Source organism: Kitasatospora sp. NBC_00240 (assembly GCF_026342405.1).
Taxonomy (GTDB): Bacteria; Actinomycetota; Actinomycetes; order Streptomycetales; family Streptomycetaceae; genus Kitasatospora.
In genome coordinates this window covers 783,716-804,562 of record NZ_JAPEMU010000001.1, presented here as the reverse complement: position 1 = coordinate 804,562, position 20,847 = coordinate 783,716, and the positions used below count along the sequence as shown (strand labels likewise).

At 69.3% G+C, this 20,847-nt stretch carries 17 protein-coding genes and 1 pseudogene; 9 read left to right on the top strand and 9 right to left on the bottom strand.

The genetic code is table 11. The features are described 5' to 3' along the window. The first annotated feature begins 20 nt into the window (after positions 1-20). Positions 21-2,054, top strand: coding sequence for an NB-ARC domain-containing protein (locus OG689_RS03415; protein WP_266317418.1), 2,034 nt, complete (start codon positions 21-23; stop codon positions 2,052-2,054). Positions 2,055-2,207: 153 nt separating this feature from the next. On the opposite strand, the gene OG689_RS03410 is transcribed toward OG689_RS03415, so the two are convergent. From OG689_RS03410 to OG689_RS03390, 5 genes are all read right to left on the bottom strand, one after another. Then, positions 2,208-3,881 (bottom strand): TIGR03767 family metallophosphoesterase, encoded by a 1,674-nt coding sequence (locus OG689_RS03410; RefSeq protein WP_266317412.1) that lies wholly within the window; start codon positions 3,879-3,881, stop codon positions 2,208-2,210. A gap of 89 nt (positions 3,882-3,970) precedes the next feature. Next, positions 3,971-5,032, bottom strand: coding sequence for an ABC transporter ATP-binding protein (locus OG689_RS03405; protein ID WP_266317405.1), 1,062 nt, complete (start codon positions 5,030-5,032; stop codon positions 3,971-3,973). 64 nt (positions 5,033-5,096) lie between these two features. After that, on the bottom strand, positions 5,097-5,786 hold the full coding sequence (locus tag OG689_RS03400; protein WP_266317403.1) for an ABC transporter permease subunit: 690 nt from the start codon (positions 5,784-5,786) through the stop codon (positions 5,097-5,099). A gap of 158 nt (positions 5,787-5,944) precedes the next feature. After that, positions 5,945-6,868 (bottom strand): ABC transporter permease subunit, encoded by a 924-nt coding sequence (locus OG689_RS03395; protein WP_266317399.1) that lies wholly within the window; start codon positions 6,866-6,868, stop codon positions 5,945-5,947. After that, a complete protein-coding gene (locus OG689_RS03390) occupies positions 6,855-7,985 on the bottom strand; it encodes an ABC transporter substrate-binding protein (RefSeq protein WP_266317392.1) in 1,131 nt (376 codons plus the stop codon). The genes OG689_RS03395 and OG689_RS03390 overlap by 14 nt, the downstream gene beginning before the upstream one ends. A gap of 198 nt (positions 7,986-8,183) precedes the next feature. On the opposite strand from OG689_RS03390, the gene OG689_RS03385 reads away from it, so the two are divergent. After that, positions 8,184-10,526, top strand: coding sequence for a LuxR C-terminal-related transcriptional regulator (locus OG689_RS03385; protein WP_266317385.1), 2,343 nt, complete (start codon positions 8,184-8,186; stop codon positions 10,524-10,526). A 266-nt stretch (positions 10,527-10,792) separates the two neighbouring features. Beyond that, a complete protein-coding gene (locus tag OG689_RS03380) occupies positions 10,793-11,644 on the top strand; it encodes an IS5 family transposase (RefSeq protein WP_266276092.1) in 852 nt (283 codons plus the stop codon). 17 nt (positions 11,645-11,661) lie between these two features. Here the strand turns inward: OG689_RS03380 and OG689_RS03375 are convergent, their stop codons facing one another. Both OG689_RS03375 and OG689_RS03370 read right to left on the bottom strand, forming a co-directional pair. Beyond that, entirely contained in the window at positions 11,662-12,060 is a 399-nt protein-coding gene (locus tag OG689_RS03375; protein WP_266317380.1) for a hypothetical protein, read from the bottom strand. Then, a complete protein-coding gene (locus OG689_RS03370; protein ID WP_266317377.1) occupies positions 12,057-12,911 on the bottom strand; it encodes an IS5 family transposase in 855 nt (284 codons plus the stop codon). Before OG689_RS03370 ends, OG689_RS03375 begins: the two co-directional genes overlap by 4 nt. Positions 12,912-13,046: 135 nt before the next feature. Here OG689_RS03370 and OG689_RS03365 point away from each other — a divergent pair, with 135 nt between their 5' ends. After that, on the top strand, positions 13,047-13,448 hold the full coding sequence (locus OG689_RS03365) for an aminotransferase class IV (protein WP_266326836.1): 402 nt from the start codon (positions 13,047-13,049) through the stop codon (positions 13,446-13,448). Positions 13,449-13,940: 492 nt separating this feature from the next. Continuing rightward, complete coding sequence (locus OG689_RS03360) at positions 13,941-14,690, top strand: DNA methyltransferase (RefSeq protein ID WP_266317371.1); 750 nt, start codon at positions 13,941-13,943, stop codon at positions 14,688-14,690. A gap of 251 nt (positions 14,691-14,941) precedes the next feature. Here OG689_RS03360 and OG689_RS03355 read toward each other — a convergent pair. Together OG689_RS03355 and OG689_RS03350 are read right to left on the bottom strand one after the other, a co-directional pair. Then, a pseudogene (locus tag OG689_RS03355) lies at positions 14,942-15,226 on the bottom strand (putative quinol monooxygenase); the annotation flags it as partial. Positions 15,227-15,495: 269 nt separating this feature from the next. Next, positions 15,496-16,461 carry a carbohydrate kinase gene (locus tag OG689_RS03350; protein WP_266317368.1) on the bottom strand — a complete coding sequence of 322 codons (966 nt, stop codon included), beginning with the start codon at positions 16,459-16,461 and terminating at the stop codon, positions 15,496-15,498. A gap of 331 nt (positions 16,462-16,792) precedes the next feature. Here OG689_RS03350 and OG689_RS03345 point away from each other — a divergent pair, with 331 nt between their 5' ends. The 4 genes from OG689_RS03345 (at position 16,793) to OG689_RS03330 (ending at position 20,801) form a co-directional block, all read left to right on the top strand. After that, entirely contained in the window at positions 16,793-17,755 is a 963-nt protein-coding gene (locus tag OG689_RS03345; RefSeq protein WP_266326834.1) for a sugar ABC transporter substrate-binding protein, read from the top strand. Between the two features lie 125 nt (positions 17,756-17,880). After that, complete coding sequence (locus OG689_RS03340; RefSeq protein ID WP_266317365.1) at positions 17,881-18,876, top strand: ABC transporter permease; 996 nt, start codon at positions 17,881-17,883, stop codon at positions 18,874-18,876. Further along, positions 18,873-19,712, top strand: a complete 840-nt coding sequence (locus OG689_RS03335) for an ATP-binding cassette domain-containing protein (RefSeq protein WP_266326832.1) — start codon at positions 18,873-18,875, stop codon at positions 19,710-19,712. The genes OG689_RS03340 and OG689_RS03335 overlap by 4 nt, the downstream gene beginning before the upstream one ends. A 69-nt stretch (positions 19,713-19,781) precedes the next feature. Next, the gene (locus OG689_RS03330) at positions 19,782-20,801 is read left to right on the top strand and encodes a LacI family DNA-binding transcriptional regulator (RefSeq protein ID WP_266317361.1); all 1,020 of its coding nucleotides are present in this window, start codon (positions 19,782-19,784) and stop codon (positions 20,799-20,801) included. The last annotated feature ends 46 nt before the right edge of the window (positions 20,802-20,847 follow it).

Below are 20,847 nucleotides of genomic sequence, written 5' to 3'. Positions count from 1 at the left end.
TGATCGGCCGTCGGCGTGAGGTGTCCCAGGCCAAGCGGTTGTTGCGGAAGGCCCGGCTGCTGACCCTGACGGGATCCGGGGGAGTAGGCAAGACCCGTCTCGCGATGCAGGTCGCCGCCGACCTCGGCCCGCGCTTCGCGGACGGTGTGTGGTTCGTGGATCTGAGCGCGGTGGAGGACGGCGAACTGGTGGCGGAAACCGCCTCGGTCACCGTCGGGATCCGCAGCCTCTCCGATCAGCCGCCGGTCGAGCTTCTCTGCGCATACCTGAAGACCGCGCGAGCGCTGATCGTCCTGGACGGCTGCGAGCACCTCCGCCCGGCCTGTGCGGATCTCGTCGGCTGCCTGCTGCAGGCGGCCCCCGGCCTTCGTATCCTGGCGACCAGCCGCCAGACTCTGGGCATGTACGGTGAGACGATCATGTCGGTACCGCCGCTTGCCGTTCCGGAGCCGTACCGGCCCCGCCGGGTGGCCGCGACGGGCCGCTACGAGGCGGTCAAACTCTTCTCGGCACGAGCGGCGGCCGTCGCACCGGACTTCGCCCTCGACGCGGCCAACCACGAGACGGTGAGCCGGTTGTGCCAACGCCTGGAGGGCCTCCCGTTGGCCATCGAACTCGCCGCGGTGCAACTACGCTGGGATTCCCCCGAAACGCTCCTGCGCAAGCTGGAGGACCATCTTGAGCCGCTCGGCGGGGCGGACGGATCCTCAGCCCCGCGCCACCAGACCCTGCGGGCGTCCATCGACTGGAGTTTCGACCTGTGTTCCCCGGCGGAGCAGGCGCTCTGGTCGCGGGTGTCGGTCTTCGCCGGGTCGTTCGACATGGATGCTGCCGAGGCGGTCTGCTCCGGAGACGGTATCGCCCCGTCGCAAGTGGTCGACCTGATGGCGGGCCTGCTGGACAAGTCGGTACTGATACGGCAGGACACGGGATCCCAGGTGCGCTACCGCCTGTTGGACACCCTCCGGCGGTACGGGCGGGCGCGCTTCGCCACGTCCGAACAGGAGGCGGGCCTTCGCCGCCGGCACCGGGACTGGTACTACGCCATGGCCGTCGAGGCGGAGGGCCAGTGGGTGGGCCCCGAGGAGGCGGCGTGGCTGTCCCGCCTGCAGGCCGAGCACGCCAACATACGCGCGGCCCTGGAGTTCTGCGTCACCGAGCCCGGACAGGCACAGGCGGGGATGGAATTCATGTCGGCGTTGTGGATCCACTGGATCTGCAGCGGCTCCCTGAACGAGGGCCGTCACTGGCTCGGCCGATTGCTCGCGCTGGTGTCCGAGCCTTCTGCGGCCAGGGCCGAGGCGCTGTGGTTGTGCTCTCTGTTCCACCTGCTGCAGGGATCCGTCGACGAGGCGATCCCGTTGCTGCAGGCATCCGAAGCCCTGGCCGGCAAGCTGGACGATCAGCTCCTGGCGGCACGGGTGGCGCATGGCTGGGCACTGTCCGCCCTGCTCGGCGGCGAGCCGCTGCAAGCCGTGCCGCTGCTGCGCCACGCACTGGACGGCTACCGGGCCGGCGGTCTGCGCATCGGGGAGATGCTGGCCCTCTACGGACTTGCCACGGCGTGCTCCGTCCTCCACGACCCGCGGGCCGCTGACTTCGGCGAGGAGTGCCTCGGCCTGTGCGACGCGCATGGTGCCCCCTTGTCGAGGTCGTACGCCCTGTGGGCGATGGGACTCGACACCCTGCGACGGGGCGACCCGCAACAGGCAGGCGAACTGGTCCAGGCCGGTCTTCGGCTCAGGTGGCCGATGAACGATCGCTGGGGCGTAACCCTGAGCATCGAGGTCCTGGCCTGGACGGCCGCATCGAGAGGTCAGGCGGAACGGGGCGCCAAGCTGCTCGGCGCGGCCGACACCATGTGGCACGCGGTCGGCAGCGCACGGCCGAGACACCTGGTAGGCGGACGCGAGCAAGCCGCCAGGGAACTGCAGCAGATCCTCGGCCGGAACAGGTTCGACGAAGCTTTCCGACGCGGCGCCGTGCTGACCCTGGACCAGGCCGTCACCTACGCCCTGGACGAGCCGGCAGAACGCCCGGGCGGTCCTGCCTGACGGGGCGGGCGAGCCCTGCCCGCCAGGGATGCGACGGGTACCGCCCCGAGGTGGCCTCGGTGGGGGCCGAGCTGCACGTGCATGGGCAGTCCCACTGACTGGGAGCCCGGCAGCGGCGGCCTCCGGGAGAACGTCGCCGCCCTCTGGCGTGCCTCAGCTGTCGTTGCGCGCCGAACGCCCTTTCGTCCCCGGGAACGGCAGCAGCAGATCCACGTTGCGGTCGCCGGGCGTACCGGCGAGCGGCACGCCCCAGGGCACGTTGGCGGCGATCTCGCGGTGCAGCGAGGGCAGCCAGGTCCGCCCGTCGGCGGGATCGGGCCGGGCCGGGGTGTCGTGGTCGACCATGGTGCACAGGACGGACAGCGCTCCGTCGCGGTTGTCGACCAGTTCGACCAGCCGCGCCTGGCACGGCCAGTCCATCACCGCGCACGTGGTGACCTCCCAGAACCCGTGGCCGAACCCGGTCGGGTCCGGACGTGGCCGCACCATGTTGAAGTGCCGATGGCCGTTGAGCCAGAGCACCACGTTGGGGAACCGGTGCAGCAACGCGAGCAGGGCCTGCGGCTCCACCAGCGGCAGCGGCCCGGAGGAGTCCCCGGCCAGGCCCCGACGGTTGACCAGAGTGTCGGGGCCGTGGTGCGAGAGGATGATGACGGGGTGGTCCTCGTGCGGGGTGCGCGCCTCGTCGCCGTCGGCGCGGCGGTAGCGTGAGTGTGCCTCGATCAGCCGTTGTTCGAGCCAGCGTCCCTGCTCGGCATCCAGGCAGCCGTCGGCGCCGCCCGCCAGGCAGTTGGTGTCGAGGGCGATCATGCGCACGCCGGACTCCGGGTCGTCGTACGTGTAGTAGGCGGTACCTTCGCGCAGGTTGTCCCGGGTGAAGCCGTGACCGTACGGGCGTCCGCCTGTCCGGAAGTGCTCGGCCACGAACTCCGCGCGGGTGATGCCGCGCCGCTCCACATCGGGGGTGACCGGCAGTTGGTGGCCGGAGAGGAAGGCCTCGGGGTGCTCGGTGAACAGGTCGAGCGCGTGGTCCCGCTCGACCCCGGGGGGCAGGTCGACCGGCTTGCGCCCGCCGACCAGGTACTCCAGCACCGAACGGGTCAGGGCGCCGACTCCCTGGGTGAGCGCTTCGTGGTTGCCGAAACAGGCCAGCCACGGCAGTTCCAGTCCGGGCGCGTCGAACTCGGCGGTCGCCGCGCGTAGTAGCCCCGGGTGGTGCGGGAAGCCGTACCACTCGCACCAGAGGTCCGGGCCGTGCGTGCCGTCCCCCTCCGGCTGCCAGTAGATCCGGTCGGGCCAGTCCCGGCTCTGCACGCCCTGGTACCCCGGCCCACCCGAGTCGGGCCGGACCCGCCCGCCCTCCAACAGGGCGAGGAACATCTGCATCTCGTTCCACTGGGCGTTGTCGATCACGTCGCCGGTGGTCACCACCAGGCTCAGCGGCGCGCCGGTCACGGGACTGCCGTCCAGCCCGTTCAGCGTGCGCACCACGGCGTCCACCGCGTGCGCCGTCAGCGCCTCCTGGGGACGCTGCACCGGTAGCAGGGCGGCGAACCGTGGGTCGTCGCCCTCGCGGTTGAAGAACTCGAAGCGCGCCGGTGACTGCACGTCCCCGATCTGGAAGTCCGTCACATGGCCGATGCACAGCAGCGTGCGCCGGTCGCCGACCGGGGGCCGCCGCCGGCCCTCCCCGAGCAGGTCGTCGCGGATCACATGCGGCTCGCCGTCCTGGAACTCCAGCTCCCGGTAGGGGCCTACGGTGCCTTTCCGGAGGACCCGGCCGCGCCCGATGGTCCGGTGCAGCGTGGTGTGGTGCGATCCGCCCATGAGCCTGCCTTCCGTGGACCTCGCTCCGGCGACAGCCGCGTTCCGCGCCTGAACTCCTCACACGGTGGTCCGCCGGCGCGGTGCCTCGTTCAGGACCGCACGACCCGGGGTGCGGCCGGCTCCAGTCGCAAGGCCACCCGGGCGCCCACGGCGTGCTCGTCGAACGGGCGGGACGGGGTGTCCACCCGGATGACCTGCCCGTCGCCGTGCTCCAGCCGCACACTCAGCCGGGTCACCGGTCCGAGGAAGGACCGGGTGACCACGACACCGGTGAGTTCGTCCGGCGCGGGCGAGCCGTCGAGGGCCCTGATCCGGATCTCCTCCGGCCGGACGATCAGCTTAACTCCTGTGCCCCGAGGCTGCTCGGCCGCAGCGGCCGCCGCGATCCGCCGTCCGTGCACCCTCACATGGCCGCCCTCGGCGACACCGGGCAGCAGGTTGCTGACACCGACGAACCGGGCCACGAAAGCGGTTGCCGGCTCGTGGTAGATCCTGGACGGCGCGGCCAGTTGCTCCAACCTGCCGTCGGACATCACTCCCACCCGGTCGGAGATCGCGAGTGCTTCTTCCTGGTTGTGGGTGACGAAGAGAGTGGTGGTGCCCAGTTCCCTCTGGATCCGGCGGATCTCCTCGCGCAGGTTAACCCGGACGTTGGCGTCGAGCGCGGACAACGGTTCGTCCAGCAGGAGGACTTTCGGTGAGATGGCCAGGGCGCGGGCCAGTGCCACTCTCTGCTGCTGCCCGCCGGAAAGTTCGTGTGGGTAGCGTTCGGCGTGGGCGGTCAGCCCGACCAGGTCCAGGAGCTCCGCGGCCCGGGCACGTCGGCGGGCGGTGGGCTCCTTCCGTACCCGCAGGCCGAACCCGACGTTGACGATGGCTGTCATGTTGGGGAAGAGGCTGTAGCTCTGGAAGACCATGCCCATGTCCCGCTTGTCCGGCGGTACCCGGGTGATGTCTCTGCCGTTTACCACGACCCGTCCACCGTCCGGGGTCTCGAAACCGGCGATGATCCGCAGAGTGGTGGTCTTGCCGCATCCGCTCGGACCCAGCAGGCTGACGAACTCACCGGCCGCGAGAGTGAGGTCGAGCCCCTCCAGCGCCGTGGTGCGGCCGAAGGACTTGCGGACCGTCTGCAGCTCCAGGTGCGCCATCGCTCGCCTTCTTCCGATCTTCGGCTTCCGATCTCCGGTCGCCGGCCCGGGCCGTAGTGAAGTGTCACGGTGACGACCGCCCGCGGCGGCCCACGAACGAGATCGCCAGCAGCAGTGCGAAGGCGGTCAGGATGGCCGCAAGGGACACCGCGACCGACAACTCGGCGTCGCCCTTGCCGAGCAGGTTGATCGTGACCTGGAAATTGTCGAAGTTCAGCAGTGAGGCCACGGTGAACTCACCCAGCACCAGTGCCACAGCCAGGAACGACGCCCCGACCAGAGCACTGCGGATGTTCGGTACCACCACCCGCAGCAACACGGTCGGCCAGGAGGCCCCGAGTCCCCTGGCGGCCTCGGCAAGTGTCCGCAGGTCGATCGCGGCCAGGCCGGCGTCGATGGCCCGGTAGCCGAAGGGCAGCACCAGCACCACGTAGACGAACGTCAGTGTGAGAGGCGAGTCGCCAAGCAGGTAAGCCACCCAGGCATAGAGCGGGGCGATACCGACCACCAGAACGATTGCGGGGATCATCAGCGGTAGGAGGCAGAGGAACTCCACCGGCCGACGAGCCCTCGGCAGCCTCAGCCGCACCCAGGCGAGGGTCGGTACCAGGAGGAGCAGCATCGCCGAGACGGTGAGCCCGGCCAGCGTCAGGGAGGTCGTGACCGCGGAGACCAGTGCCGGGGTGTCGCCGATCGCCGCCCAGGCCCGGAAGCCGCGGCGTCCCCCGCCTTCCCGAGTGCTGAACTCCAGCATGGCCGCCAGCGGAAGCAGGAAGAAGATGCCCAGTGGCACCAGGACCGCCCCGCGGAGCAGCGCTGACCGGCGTCGCCCGCGGGTCCACGGGGGAGGGGTCGAACGGTTGGACGCTGCGGCGGCCAGGGGAGAGGGGGCCGGGGGCGGGGCCGAGGCGCTCAACGCAGCCACCTCGCGGCACGGCGCAGGAGCAGCGCGTACAGCACCATGACGACCGCGACGACTACGATCATGCTGAATCCGAGGGCCTTGCCGATGTTCTGCCGGCCCAGCAGCACCTCGCTGGTGAAGTAGTTCCGGATCTCCAGCGGAACGATCGGGCTGCCTTGTGACACCAGGGCGGCCGCGGTCGCGTACGCCGAGAAGGCGTTGGCGAACAGCAGTAGGCTCGCGCCGAGAAAGGACGGCCCGAGGACCGGCCCCGCCACGTGCCGCCAGTACCGCCAGGTCGAGCCCCCGAGACTCTGCACCGCCTCGCGCCACTGCGGCCGCAGGCCGTCCAGGGCAGGCAGGAACACGATCACCATGAGCGGGATCTGGAAATACGAGTAGACGAGGATCAGACCCGGCATGTCGTACAGCCACACGCCGTTGGCGAAGATGTCGATGCCCAGGTGGTCCTTGAGGTACACCGTGACCAGTCCGGTGAGGCCGAACGTGGCGATGAACGCGAACGCCAGGGTGACGCCGCCGAATTGGGCCAGAACCCCGCACCCCGCGAGGACCGTCCGGCGCAGGGTCCCGTCCGGCCTCGCCGTGGTGACCGCCCAGGCGAGCAGCGATCCCAGTACGGCGCCGACCATCGCAGCGGTCGCGGAGAGTTCGATGCTGCGGACGAACGCCTCCAGATAGACGCCTCTGCTCAGGACACGGACGTTGGCGGTCGAGAGGTGCCCGTCGTCTCCCTGGAAGGCGCCCACGACGACGACGAGGGTGGGGTAGATCAGGAAGACCCCGACGTAGGCCAGGAAAGGGAGGACTCCGAGATACGGGGTCAGGGTGCGGAGACCGGGCCATGCGGCCGTGGGACGTCCCTTCCAGCGGTGGCGCGGTGAGGGACGTCCCGTGTCAGCCGACCGCACTTGCCCAGTGCTCCGACAGATACTGCTTGGCTGCGTCCACCTGCTGCGGGGTGAGGTAGACCGGTGTGCCTTCGACTGGCGGAAGGTTGTCGAGGGCCTTCTGGTCGATGGTGCCAGCCCTCTTCATCGCCTCGGCGCGGACGGGGTGGGCGAAGCCGGCCAGGAAGTTGTTCTGGCCCTGATCGGAGTAGAGGAACTCCTCCCACAACCGGGCAGCGGCCGGGTGAACCGCGTCCTTGTTGATCGCCTGGGCGTAGTAGGAGCCTACGGCCGTGTTCTCGGGGACGACGACCTTCCAGTCGATCTGGCCCACGAGCTTCGCCGTCGCAGCGGTGTGCAGGTAGTCCCAGTCGAGGACGACCGGGGTCTGGCCGCTCGCGATGGTGGCCGGGGTCGGGGTGATCGGAAGGAAGTTTCCGATCTTCTTCAGTTGAGCGAAGAAGTCGACTCCGGGGGCGATGTCGTCGGGAGAGCCGCCGTTGCTCAGAGAGGCCGCGACGACGCCGTAGAACGCGGAGGCCGCCTGGGTCGGGTCGCCCTCAAGGGCGACCTTGCCCTTGTACTCCGGTTTCAGCAGATCCTGGATGGAGGTGGGTGCGGGAACCTTCGAGGCGTCGTATCCCACGGACATGAAGCCGCCGTAGTCGCTGGCCCACAGGCCGTCCGGCTGCTTCAGCGGGGCCGGGATGTCCTTCCAGGTCTGCACCTGGTAGGGGGCGAAGAGGCCGGTGTTGGCGAGCACGACGTTCTGTCCGAGATCGAAGACGTCCGGTACGCGGTCCGTGCCGGCCAGTTGTTTCGCCGCATTGATCTCCTCCTGGCTGGAGGCGTCAGGCTGGCTGGACACGACCTTGATACCGAATTTCTGGGAGAACTCGTCGATCGTACGGCCGTAGTTCGCCCATTCGGGAGGCAACGCGATGACGTTGAGACGGCCTTCCTTCTGGGCTGCGGCCACCAGCTGGTCCATACCGCCGAAACCGGCAGCCGAAGTCGCTGTCGCGGCTGTCGTTCCGGAATTTCCGCCATTCGAGGCGGGGGGCGAACCGCATGCGCTCACGATCAGGAGCGTGCTGACAAGCAAACCGAGAGTGATGGTTGCCCGCTTGCGCACCATGGGCCGATCTCCTTCCTCGTACGTTGCCGGCTGGTTGCCGCCGGCTGTCGAGGGTGCAGTCCTGCCGGCCAGAATGACGGTGCAGTCCTGGTGGCCGGAATACGACGGGCTTGCTCCGGTGCCGCTTTCACACACAGTACCTGGACGGGTGCGATCTGACGGTTGCCACTCCCACCGAGGCCTGCCTAACCTGCGGGTATGGGCTTCACCGAGCAGCCACCTCGGGGTGCTGCCGTAACCGGGCTTCCGCTTGAGCTGACCAGCTTCGTCGGGCGGAAGCAGGAGATCCGAGAGGTCAGAGAGCTGCTTTCCGCCACTCGCGTCGTAACCCTGGTGGGCCCGGGGGGCGTGGGGAAGACCCGATTGGCAGTCCAGGCGGCAGCCCAGGCTCGCAGGCTGTACAAGGACGGAATCTGTTTCCTCGATCTCGCGCCACTTCAGGACGGCGACCTGCTCGCCTACACGGTGGTGGAGGCGTTGGGGATAGACAGCCAGAGTTCGCGCGACAGGGTGAACCTCATCACGGACCATCTGCGTGAACGGCAGATGCTACTGGTGTTCGACAATTGCGAACATGTGACGCCGGAATGCGCGCGGCTCATCAACACCATGCTCCGCTCAGGTCTCCACGCACGGGTTCTGGCGACGAGCAGGCAATCGCTCGGTGTCACCGGCGAATATATCTGGTCGGTACCGCCGTTGGCCGTACCAGATCCCGACGGGGCGGGAAACGTCGGCGCCGTTTCCGACTATCCGGGGCTCGCCCTGTTCGCGGAGCGGGCCGCGCGGGTCGCGGAGTTCACGCTGACCGAGCAGAACTGGCTCGATGCGGCACGGCTGTGCAAGCGATTGGACGGCCTGCCGCTGGCGATCGAGCTGGCTGCCGCGCGCACCCGGGTCCTGTCCCCGGGCGACATCCTCAAGCGACTCGACGACCAGTTCCGCCTGCTCACCTCCGACGACCGTGCCGCTCCCGCCCGGCACCGCACCCTCCGGGCGGCGGTCGACGGGAGCTACGATCTCTGCTCGCCGCAGGAGCGCCTGTTGTGGGCGCGGGCATGCGTCTTCGCCCGGCGGTTCGGCCTCGATGCGGCGGAGAACGTGTGCGGTGACGAGGACCTTCCGCCCGAGCAGGTCCTGGACGTCCTCTCAGGCCTCGTGGACAAGTCGGTCCTGGTCCGGGAGGAACATGCCGGCGGAGTGAAGTACCGACTGCTGGACGCCATCGCCCACTACGGACGCACCAAGCTGCGCGAGGCGGGGGAGGAAGAGGAACTGGAGCGGCGTCACCGGGATTGGTACCTACGCCTGGCCCAGCGCTTCGACGCCGAGTGGTTCGGCCCCGACCAGGTGCGGCAGTCCCGGCAGATGCGCGAGGAGCACGACAATCTCCGCGCCGCTCTCGCCTTCTGCCTGAACACGCCCGGGGAAGGCCAGAGCGGCCTCGTGATGCTCACTGCGCTCATCCACTACTGGGTTTCCTGCGGACACGTCACCGAGGGTCGGTACTGGCTTGAGCGCGCGCTCCCCATGAACACGGAACGGACCATCCCCCGCGCCAGAGCCCTGCGCAGCCTCGGGGTGCTGGCGGGCATGCAGGGAGACTCCTCGGCGGCTGCCCCGGCCCTGTTGGAATGCCGTGACATCGCCCAGAGTCTCGGTGACGACATCCTGGACGCGAACGCCTTGGCCATGGTGGGACAGGTCGCCCTGGCTGATCGTGACGCGAAGGCGGCTCTCGCGTATCTGCAGGAGGCGGACAAGCGCCTGCTGGAGCTGAATCATCCGCGAAAGCGGCATATCTACATACTGACCCTGCTCGGCGTGGCCAGGTTCGCGCTCGGCGAGTTCGACGAGGCGGTAGCGGTCGCCGAGGAGCTACGGGACATCAGTGCCCGGCTCGGCGAGCGCTGGTTCCTGGCGAAGGCGCAACTTACCCTGGGCCTCGCCCAGTTCGGCCAAGGCGATCCGGCAGCGGCTGCCAGGAACGCTCACGACGCACTGGAGATCGGGCGCGAGTTCGACGACACTCCGACCATGGGGCTGGCCATCATGATTCTTATGTGGGCCGCCATGGCAACCGGTGACTATCAGCGCGGCGCCCAGCTCCTGGGGGCATGCCGAGGTATCTGGCAGGTGTCCGGTGTGCTCACCGGTAACTCCCAGGTGTTCGATCCCACGACTGCTCCGCTCGAAGCCAAGGCCCGGGACGCGCTCGGCGACAGAGACTTCCGAGCCGCTGTCGACCGCGGCGCCGGACTGGATCTCGACCGGGCCACTGAGTACGCACTGGGAAATGGCGAGGCGGCTCCTGTCCCGATTGTTGCCCCGAAGGCCGCCCAGGCGGACAGCCCACTGACGAAGCGTGAGCAACAGGTCGCGGAACTTGTGGGGCAGGGTATGTCCAACAAAGAAATCGCGGCCAGCCTGGTGGTCTCGCCGCGCACTGCAGAGGGGCACGTGGAGCGTGTGCTCGCCAAGCTCGGTTTCACCAAGCGTGCTCAAATCGCCGTGTGGCTGACGGAATCGCGCAGCGACTGATGAACCGCACCGGTTCGAACGGAGGCTCGCTCCGAGCGTCACGGCAGACCCGTCCCCATACCCCGTCGAACTGGGAGGTCGAGCGGAACGCGTGGTCGCCGAGCGGAGTCAGAGCCCACCTGGAGTCAAGGCTTCCCTATAAGAGGACGTTAAGACCGACCGGCAATAGGCAGTCGCTGTCGCACGTAAGGCGGGGTGGATGCAGTACGGGCACGGGTCCACGTGATCATGGAGTTCTCTACGCTCAGTGATCACGAAGGACGGCCGTGCCCGCGCTGCCATCTTGCCTGCTCGAACCCCTCTGGGACCAGTTCGCTGCACTCTTGCCTGCCCGGGAAGCGTTCGTCGCGAACCATCCGCTGGGCTGCCACCGCCGCCGGATCGCTGACCGGACGGTCTTCGAGCACATCGTGCTCGCGCTGGTCCACGGCTCCGGCTACGAGCGCGTCTCCACCCCTGGATGCTCCGACCGCACGATCAGGCGGCGTGTCAAAGAGTGGGCCGAGCAAGGGATTTCCGAATCTGTGCACGCTCTCGCGCTCGAGGCCTACGACCGGATGATCGGCCTCGGTCTGGGCGAGATCTCGGTGGATGGCTGTATCACCAAGGCCCCGTCCGGCGGTGACAAGGCCGGGCGCTCGCCGGTCGACCGGGGCAAGCAGGGTCTGAAGCGCTCCGTCGCCACCGACGCCTGCGGCGTCCCGCTCGGGATCGTCTCCGACGGGGCCAACCGGCACGACTCGCCCCTGCTCGGCCCGACCCTGGACGCCGCCAAGGACCAGGTCGGCGCGCTGCCGGAAGCCGTCAACGTCAACCTCGACCGCGGCTACGACAGCGCCAAGTCCCGTTCGCTGATAGCCCAGTTGGGCTTCACCGCGGAGATCGCCCGCAAGGGCGTGCCCGCCCCGATCCAGGCCGGCAAGCGCTGGGTGGTCGAGCGCACGCACTCGTGGATGAACGACTACGGCAAGCTCCGGCGCTGCACCGAGAGGAGCGGCAGCGTCGTGGACTTCTACCTCTACCTCGCCGCCGCCCTCGTCACGCTCCGCATGCTGATCCGCCGGGCAACGAGCCGCTACCGCTGGGACGGCCGGCCCACCACCCGACGCCTCAAGTGATCCATTTGCCGGTCGGTCTAAGTCCGTTTCTGGTAGCGGCCTCGTCCGGGTTGGGTGAGGAAGCCTTGGCGAGTGAGGCGTCCGAGGCGGCTGCGGGTGATGTTGACGGACGCCTCGTCGGTGGGCATGCCGAGGTGTTCGTGCAGCTCGCGTGCCCGGAATGCCTGGTCGGGGTGCTGGTTGAAGGCGTTCACGATGGCCTGGTAGGTGGTGTTGGTCTCGGGTGGTTCGGATTCGGTTCCTGCCGGGGTGACCTCCGTGATGATCTTTCGGGTGGTGGCCAGGTCCGTGAGCCGTGCTTCGGTCTCGGTCGGGTCGGCGGCGAGCTCTTCGATCCGGGCGCGTAGTTCTGCGGCCCGGGCGGTGGCCTCGTCCTGCCGGCTCTGGAGGTCTGCCAGGAGTTCGGCGACGTTCACGCGGCCAGTCCGAGGATGTCGCGCCAGGCCGGGGCTGGTGTGGTGAGGCGGCGGGTCATGTTCGCGGTGGAGGCCCAGTAGACGCGTGAGGCGGAGGTGTCGGGCCGGTGGTCGTACTCGCGGGCGAGGCGCCGGTGCAGCATCAAGGTGCCGTTCGTCTGTTCCACCACCCACCGTTTCGGCTGCGGGACGAAGCCCTTGCCCTGGTCAGCCGGGTTGCGGCGGACGACCTCGACGTCGATGTCCAGCAAAGCGCCGTGGATGACGACCTCGTCCTTGAAGCCCTGGTCCACCAGGGCCTTCTCCAGACGCATCCCGCATCGCTCGGCGACCTGGTCGAGCAGGGCGGTGCCGGCGGCGTTGTCGTGGGCCGAGGCGGCCAGGACGACGACGCCGATGATCAGCCCCATGACGTCCACGGCCAGTCCCCGCTTACGCCCCGACACCTTCTTGTTCGCGTCCAGCCCCGTCGTGGTCTTCGGGACACCGGCGGCCGCGCGGACGGACTGGGTGTCAATGATCACGAGGGACGGGTCCTCTAATCGGCGGGCCCTCTCCCGTACCTGGCAGCGCAGGAGTTCCTGGATCCGCTGGTCGAGCCCGTCCTGGCGCCACAGACCGAAGTAGTAGAACACCGCCGACCAGGACGGCAGGTCATGGGGCAGATAGCGCCACTGACAGCCCGTCCGATTCTGGTAAAAGATCGCATTCACGATCTCCCGCAGTTCACAGGACCCCGGATCCCCAGTAGCCGATCGCGCCACCCGGTCCTGCTTCCAGGCCGTGATCATCGGCTCGATCAACGCCCACTGCTCGTCCGATAAGTCGCTCGGATACGCCCGTCTGTTCATGCGCCGCAGAACATCACCCGAACCCCGACTGGCACGCCAGTACGGCCGACGTTCACACGAACGAGCGATCACGAACCGAGATAATAGGGACTTAACGTCCTCTAAGGACAGCCTGTTCGACGGGCTGTCGCGCACATCGAGCACAGCGGGGGGTTCGCCCAGACCTACTACCGCCAGGTCGCGGTGGACGAGGGCTACGACGAGGCGCTGCTGGTGGGGCAGGGCGGCGTGATCGCCGAGGGCTCGATCACCAATGTCGGTTTCGTCGAGGGCGACACCGTGGTCTGGCCGGACGCCCCCGTGCTCCAGGGCATCGCGATGCAGGTCCTCGCGCGTGAACTGGCCGCCGCCGGCGTGGAGTCCAAGCGCCGCCCGGTCTTCCTCAGCGACGTGGCCTCGTTCGAAGGTGCCTTCCTCACCAACTCGCGCGGCTTCGCGGCGGTCGGCCGGATCGACACCGTCGACCTGCTGCTGGACGCACCACTGCTGGCGACCGCCCGGCGGCTGCACCGCGAGGCGCCCTGGGACGAGATCTGACGGGCCCGCCCGGTCGGAGGAACGGGCCGTCGTCGCTGCCACCGCTGCCGTGACGGGTGCGACGAGTGGGGCTGTGACCAGTGGGGCGGCCTGCCCATGGCGGGCCTGAGCCCTGGGGGTTGGCGGCTCCCGGACGCTGGTTTCTGGTCCGTGCGCGGCAGCCGGCCGCGCTCGTCATCTCAGCCGAAACACTGGGCGCTCCTCGGTGACGCAGGGAAAGGTTCGCGGGCTCCGCCGTGCGCTCTCGCCTGGGCGGGACGAACACGGGCTGACACGCGCCGGGCCGGGCCGATCTGGCCTGTTGCCCGCTTGGCACGGCGAGACACTAGACGCGAAGTCCGGCCGCACCAAACCGTCCGCGACCAGCTTCGATACTCCTCAGCCGTCCGTTTGGTACGGCTGCCGATCGCGGCTACCTCCCCCTGCATCCCGCTTCCGGAGGCTGCCGCAGCGCACCGCCCGGAGGCGGCCCACCCTGCCGAGGGAGGCCCCATGAGCAGCTTCACCTTCTACCGAGGCGACGCCCTCACCGTCCTGAAGACCCTCCCCGACGAGTCCGTCAATGCGGTCGTCACCGACCCGCCGTGCAACTCCGGCGGGCGGCCCAGCTCCGAACGCACCGGTCGGGACGCCCGCGCGAAGTACGTGACGTCCAAGTCCGCCCACGACTTGAAGACCTTCCCTGGCGAGAACCGCGACCAGCGCTCCTACCGGTCCTGGCTGACCGAACTGCTCACCGAGGCATACCAGGTGAGCACCCAGCACTCGGTCGCCACGGTCTTCTCGGATTGGCGGCAGGAACCGACTACGAGCGACGCGCTGCAGATGGCCGGCTGGACGTGGCAGGGCACCATTCCGTGGATCAAGCCCGCAAGCCGGCCGCGCAAGGGCGGCTTCAAGCAGTCAGCGGAGTTCATCACCTGGGGCGTCAAGGGCACCATCGACAGCAGCCGGAGCCTTTACCCGCCGGGTCACTTCATCGCCTCCCAGCCCCGCAAGGACCGGGTACACATCACCCAGAAGCCGCTGGAGATCATGCAGCAGCTCGTCCGGATCTGCCCCGACGACGGCGTCGTCCTCGACGCCTTCACCGGCAGCGGCTCGACCGGCGTCGCCGCCCTGCGCGAAGGCCGGCGCTTTGTGGGGGTCGAACTCTCACCGCACTACGCCGAGATCGCCGACCAGCGGCTGCGTGCAGAACTGACCCAGGACGACTTCGTTCTTGCCGGACCGGAGGCCTGACATCAGAAACACCGTCAGGCAATTCTGTAGCAGACGTTAAGGACGGCTGAAGCAACACGCTGCTCGGTGCACGCCGAGGACGGGCAGCGCCGTTCCGAAGGCCGTCCCCAGGCTTCGCTCGCGCCCCCAAGAGCATGGCCCTTGCGCGGCCCTTACGACGCGCGCGGGTCGCACCCTCCTGGGGCGAGGCAGGACGGCTCGCTCCAGGGGCAAGGGGGTACGGGTCGGTGGTGAGTGCCCGTCTCGGCTGGTGGGGTCAGGAAGGTCAGGACGGACCCGTCCTCCTCGATCATCCCTACCAGCTCGGTGTTGAACGGGCCCCCATGGGGAGCGGTGATGTGCTCCGCGAAGGCGGCCTCGCTCCGGTACACCTCGAAGATCCAGTACGCGCGGGGATCCGATTCCTTGGTGTACACGTCGAAGACGAGGTTGCCGGGCTCCGACCGGACCGTCCTGGCGAAATCCGCCACCAGGGCGGCGACCCGCTCCTCGAATCCGGGCCTGACCGTGAACTCGGCCAGCAGGGTCTTCTTCATGCCGGTTCCTCTTCGTCTGGGCGTCAGTGGGGGCTGCGCCTGCGCAGAAATGTCGGGGCCGGAGACCGGGTGGTCTCCAGCCGCCTTTGTTAGCTGGCGGGGCCGGGCGCGGCCCGGGGCACGGCAGGCGCGCCCACCGGGGTGGTGGCGGGCACGCGCCGGATGGTGAGATCGGGCGGAGTGGGCCGCCGAGAAGCCGCGACCCGTTCGGCGCGGTGCGGTGCTTCCCTCGGGCAGGTCCGGGCGTTCGGCCTCGGAAGTGCCCGCCGTCAGCGGGCGGTGGCCGCAGGTGCGGACTCCATCTGATGCGCCCACGGCGGGTTGGGGCCGGCGACCGAGCAGGTGAGAGCTGCGACCCGGGCTGCGTATTCGCAGGCGTCGGAGACCTCATCGACGGTCAGGTCGTCAAGTCGTCCACCCAGGCGGCCGGCCCGGGACAACCGGTGGAGCAGGCCGGCGGTGAACGAGTCGCCGGCGCCGATGGTGTCCACGACCTCGACCCGCGGTGCGGGAGCGAACACCCGGACACCGTCGAGGGACGCGACCGCGCCGCGACCGCCCAGGGTGATCACCACCAGCCGGACGCCGGCCAGGTGCCAGGCGTCACAGGCACGCTCGGGCGTCACGCCCGGCATCAACAGTTCCAGGTCGTCGGAGCTGAGGCGCAGGATGTCGGCGAGTGCGCACCAACGCGCCAGGCGCGCCTGGTAGACGGCCGGATCGACCAGCAGCGGGCGGACGTTGGGGTCGATCGAGACGGTCGCACTGCTGCGCGCGCCGGTGAGGAGTTCCTCGATGCGCTCGCCGCCGGGGGCGCGCACCAGCGCGAGGGAGCCGGTGTGAAGGCAGGCGGCGTCCTGGGGAAAAGCCGCTGCGAGTTCGGCATCGGTCCACTGCCAGTCGGCGGTGGCCTCGGCGTGGAAGGAGTACTGGGCCTGGCCGTGCTCGTCGAGGGTCGCGATGGCCATGGTGCTGGGTTCGCGAGCCGCGACGACGCCGGTGAGGTCGACGCCGGACGATGCCAGGTGGGCGCGGAAGAGCGCGCCGAAGGCGTCGGAGGATATCCGGCCGAGGAAGCGGGTGGGGGTGCCGAGCCGGGCCAGCGCCGCGGCGGTGTTGGCCGGCCCGCCGCCCGGCAGGACACGCAGAGCGAGCTCGCCGGGGCGTGGCTGGGCAGTGTCGGCGAAAGCGTCGGCGACGCACTCGCCGAGGACAGCAATCGGGCGCTGGACCATCGGTGCGCCTTTCGGGGGAGTGGGGTCTGGGGGTGGGGGACCGAACGGTCCCAGATCTGGGCTGCTGACTTTGCAGGGCTGTCGTCGCTGGTCAGCGGGGGTGATTGCGGCTGCGTTACCCAGTTGTTACGCCTGTGGGGCTTGTGACCCGGGTCTCGCAGACTTCATCATCTCTCCCAAGCGGATGTCAACGCTGACATAAGTCAACGATGACATTCCTTGGACCGCCGATCACGCCCTGACCACCCGGGCCGCACCCCCAGGAGCCATGATGTCCCTCGTCACCCGCCCGACCCTGATCAGAGCCGGAGCAGCCCTCCTGGCCGGTGGCATGGCGCTCACGCTCACCGCATGCGGCACCGGCTCGAAGAGCTCCGCCGACAACGGCTCCTCCGGCGCTGTCAAGGTCGGCCTGATCACCAAGACCGACACCAACCCGTTCTTCGTGAAGATGAAGGAAGGCGCCCAGAAGGCCGCCCAGGAGAGCGGTGCCACGCTGAGCACGGCCGCCGGCAAGTTCGACGGCGACAACGCGGGACAGATCGCCGCGATCGAGAACATGGTGGCCGCCGGCGTCAAGGGCATCCTGATCACCCCCAGCGACTCCAAGGCGATCCTGCCCGCCATCAAGAAGGCCCGCGACAAGGGCGTCCTGGTCATCGCCCTCGACAGCCCGACCGACCCCGAGGACGGCACCGACGCGCTGTTCGCCACCGACAACAAGAAGGCGGGCGTGCTGATCGGCCAGTACGCCAAGACCGCCATGGCGGGCAAGAGCGCGAAGATCGCGACCCTCGACCTCGCGCCGGGCGTCGCGGTGGGCCAGCTGCGCCACGACGGATTCCTGGAGGGCTTCGGCATCGCGGAGGGCGACCCGTCGGTGGTCTGCTCCCAGGACACCGGCGGTGATCAGGCCAAGGGCCAGACCGCGATGGAGAACTGCCTGCAGAAGTCCCCCGACATCAACGTCGTCTACACCATCAACGAGCCCGCCGCGCTGGGCGCCTACACCGCGCTGAAGGCCAAGGGCCGGGAGAAGGACGTCCTGATCGTCTCGGTCGACGGCGGCTGCACCGGCACCCAGGCCGTCAAGGACGGCAAGATCGCCGCGACCTCCCAGCAGTACCCGCTGGTGATGGCCTCCCAGGGCCTCAACGCCATCGTCTCCTACGCCAAGTCCGGTACCAAGGCGAGCGGCTACACCGACACGGGCGTCAACCTGATCACCGACAAGCCGCAGGCCGGCATCAACGCCCACGACACCACCTACGGCCTGGCGAACTGCTGGGGCTGACCTGCCCCTCCCCGAACCAGCGGTCCGGTCCGGCTCTCCTGCCCCGACCTGGTCCGGACCGCTTCCACCCATCGCGACGCCGCCCGCCGGGCGCTCCCGATCCGCTTCACCGGCAAGGACCTCTCATGACCACATCCACCGCCCCGTACGGGAACCTCACCGGGCCGACAGCGCTGCGCCGGCTCGTGACGGCCCCGACGGCCGGCCCGCTCGCCGCCCTCGTGCTGGCCTGCGCCTTCTTCTCCCTGACGACAGACCAGTTCCTCTCCGGCGGCAACTTCTCGCTGATCATCCAGCAGGTGATGGTGGTCGGGGCGCTGGCCGTGGGGCAGACTCTGATCATCCTGACGGCCGGCATTGACCTGTCCTGCGGCGCGGTGATGGCCTTCGGGTCGATACTGATCGCCAGGATGGCCGCCCAGGGGACCGTTCCGCCCCTGGTGGCGATCCTGCTGGGCCTGGCGGTGTGTGCCGGCTTCGGCCTGGTCAACGGTCTGCTGGTGAAGCTGATCCCGCTGCCGCCGTTCATCGTGACGCTCGGCATGCTGAACGTGGCCTTCGCGCTCACCCACATCTACTCCAACGAGCAGACCGTCACCGACCTGCCCGGCGCGCTCACGTTCCTCGGCACCACCTTCCCACTCGGCGGCACCGACGTCACCTACGGCTCACTCGTCGCCCTGGCACTGTTCGGCGTGTTCGCCTACCTGCTGAGCAGCACCTCCTGGGGCCGGCACGTCTACGCGCTGGGCAACAGCCCCGAGGCCGCCCGCCTCAACGGCATCCGCACCGGGCGCCTGACCATCGGCCTCTACGCACTCGCCGGACTGGTCTACGGCCTCGCCGCACTCCTGCTGATCTCCCGCACCGGCGTCGGAGACCCACAGGCAGGGCAGACCGACAACCTCGACAGCATCACCGCGGTGGTCCTCGGCGGCACCAGCCTCTTCGGCGGCCGCGGCAGCGTGCTCGGCTCCTTGGTCGGCGCCCTCATCGTCGGGGTGTTCCGCAACGGCCTCCAGCTGATGGGCGTCGCCTCCATCTACCAGACGCTCATCACCGGCGTCCTGGTCATCCTCGCCGTCACCGTCGACCAGATCTCCCGGAAGAGGACCCGCTGATGAGCGCTCCCACTCCCACCCCCGTGATCCAGGCCAGGGGTCTGGTCAAGCGCTACGGTCACGTCACCGCCATCGACGGAGCCGACTTCGACCTGCTGCCCGGCGAGGTCCTGGCCGTCATCGGCGACAACGGCGCCGGCAAGTCCAGTCTCATCAAGGCCCTCACCGGCGCCGTCACCCCCGACGAGGGCGAGATCCGTCTGAACGGCGAGGTCATCCGCTTCAACGGACCGCAGGACGCCCGGGCCCACGGAATCGAGACCGTCTACCAGGACCTCGCGGTCGCGGCCTCCATGGACATAGCCTCCAACATGTTCCTCGGCCGCGAACTGCGCCGGCCGGGCCCGCTCGGCAGCGTCCTGCGCATGATCGACAAGAAGCGGATGCGCGAGGAGGCCGCCGCGCACATGGCCGACCTCAAGATCGGCCTGCGCTCGCTCACCCAGCCGGTGGAGACGCTCTCCGGCGGCCAGCGTCAGGCCGTCGCCGTCGCCCGCTCGGTCGCGTGGGCACGGAGCGTCGTCGTCATGGACGAACCCACCGCGGCGCTCGGCGTCAAGGAGTCCGGTCAGGTCCTCGACCTGATCCGGCGGGTCCGCGACAAGGGGCTGCCGGTCGTCCTGATCAGCCACAACATGCCGCACGTCTTCGAGATCGCCGACCGCATCCACGTGCATCGGATGGGCCGGCGCGAGGCCCTGATCAAGCCGTCCGACTACACCATGTCCGAGGTCGTCGCCATCATGACGGGCGCCCTCACCGTCGACCAGGAGCACGGCGGTACTGTCGTGGCGGACGCCCAGGCCGTCAAGGCCGCCGGAGTCCGTCCGAACTGACCAGACACCCCGGGCGCGGGCCCCGCACACCACCGGAGCCCGCGCCCGGCGAAGCCGAACGGTGGGTACATGGCCTCGCCCCGTCGCACGACGCTGCACGATGTGGCCCAGGAGGTCGGCGTCAGCGCCAAGACCGTCTCCCGGGTCCTGAACGGCGACGGACCCACCTCCGAGGCAACCCGGGCAAAGGTCATGGCGGCAGTCGAGAAGCTCGGCTTCCAACCCAACCTCATGGCCCGCAACATGCGCGTCGGCGGCCCGGACAGCACCGTCGGCCTGATCATCCCCGACATGGGCAACCCGTTCTTCGGCACCGTCGCCGGCGGCATCGAAAGCGCGGTGCGCGAGCGCGGGCTGACCCTGCTGATGGGCTCCAGCGCCGACGACCCCGACCGGGAACGGGCGCTGATCACCACCTTCCTCGGCCGCCGGGTCAGCGCACTGATGGTGGTGCCCGCAGCAGCGGCCGACCACGGCCACCTGCGGGCGGCCCGGACCGCAGGGATGCCGGTGGTCTTCCTCGACCGCCCCGGGACCGGCCTCACCGCCGACAGCGTGGTCAGCTCCAACCGGGACGGCACCCGTGAAGGCACCACCCACCTCATCACCGGCGGGCACCGGCGCATCGCCTTCATCGGCGACCGGCCGGCGACCCTCTACACCCGCCGCGAGCGGCTCGCCGGGTACCGCGAAGCACTCGAAACCGCCCACCTGCCCTACGACCGCTCGCTCGTACTCGACGGCCACACCGAGGCCGAGGCCGCCGAGGCCGTCCTGCGAGTGCTGCACAGTCCCCACCCGCCGACCGCGATCCTCGCGGCCAACAACTTCGCCGCCATGGGCACCGTACGCGGCATGGTCCGCGCCGGCCGGCGCGACATCGCCCTCGTCTCCTTCGACGACCTGCCGTTCGCGGAGGTGCTGGAACCCGCCATCACCACGGTCGCCCAGGATCCGGCCGCCATCGGCACAGCCGCAGCCGAGATCGCCCTCGCCCGCCTCGACGGCGACCGCACCCGGGCCCGCACCGTCACCGTCCCCACCCGTCTCATCCCCCGCGGATCCGGCGAACTGCCGCCCTCCGCCTAGCAGTACCGCACCGCCGCCCCACCAACGGCCCGCCATGTCACCGCGA

Coding starts and splice junctions, on each gene's coding strand:
- OG689_RS03360 (WP_266317371.1), top strand. CDS start 13,941: ATGAGCAGCTTCACCTTCTACCGAGGCGACGCCCTCACCGTCCTGAAG.
- OG689_RS03345 (WP_266326834.1), top strand. CDS start 16,793: ATGGCGCTCACGCTCACCGCATGCGGCACCGGCTCGAAGAGCTCCGCC.
- OG689_RS03330 (WP_266317361.1), top strand. CDS start 19,782: ATGGCCTCGCCCCGTCGCACGACGCTGCACGATGTGGCCCAGGAGGTC.
- OG689_RS03405 (WP_266317405.1), bottom strand. CDS start 5,032: ATGGCGCACCTGGAGCTGCAGACGGTCCGCAAGTCCTTCGGCCGCACC.
- OG689_RS03350 (WP_266317368.1), bottom strand. CDS start 16,461: ATGGTCCAGCGCCCGATTGCTGTCCTCGGCGAGTGCGTCGCCGACGCT.
- OG689_RS03385 (WP_266317385.1), top strand. CDS start 8,184: ATGGGCTTCACCGAGCAGCCACCTCGGGGTGCTGCCGTAACCGGGCTT.
- OG689_RS03390 (WP_266317392.1), bottom strand. CDS start 7,985: ATGGTGCGCAAGCGGGCAACCATCACTCTCGGTTTGCTTGTCAGCACG.
- OG689_RS03370 (WP_266317377.1), bottom strand. CDS start 12,911: ATGAACAGACGGGCGTATCCGAGCGACTTATCGGACGAGCAGTGGGCG.
- OG689_RS03340 (WP_266317365.1), top strand. CDS start 17,881: ATGACCACATCCACCGCCCCGTACGGGAACCTCACCGGGCCGACAGCG.
- OG689_RS03400 (WP_266317403.1), bottom strand. CDS start 5,786: ATGCTGGAGTTCAGCACTCGGGAAGGCGGGGGACGCCGCGGCTTCCGG.
- OG689_RS03410 (WP_266317412.1), bottom strand. CDS start 3,881: ATGGGCGGATCGCACCACACCACGCTGCACCGGACCATCGGGCGCGGC.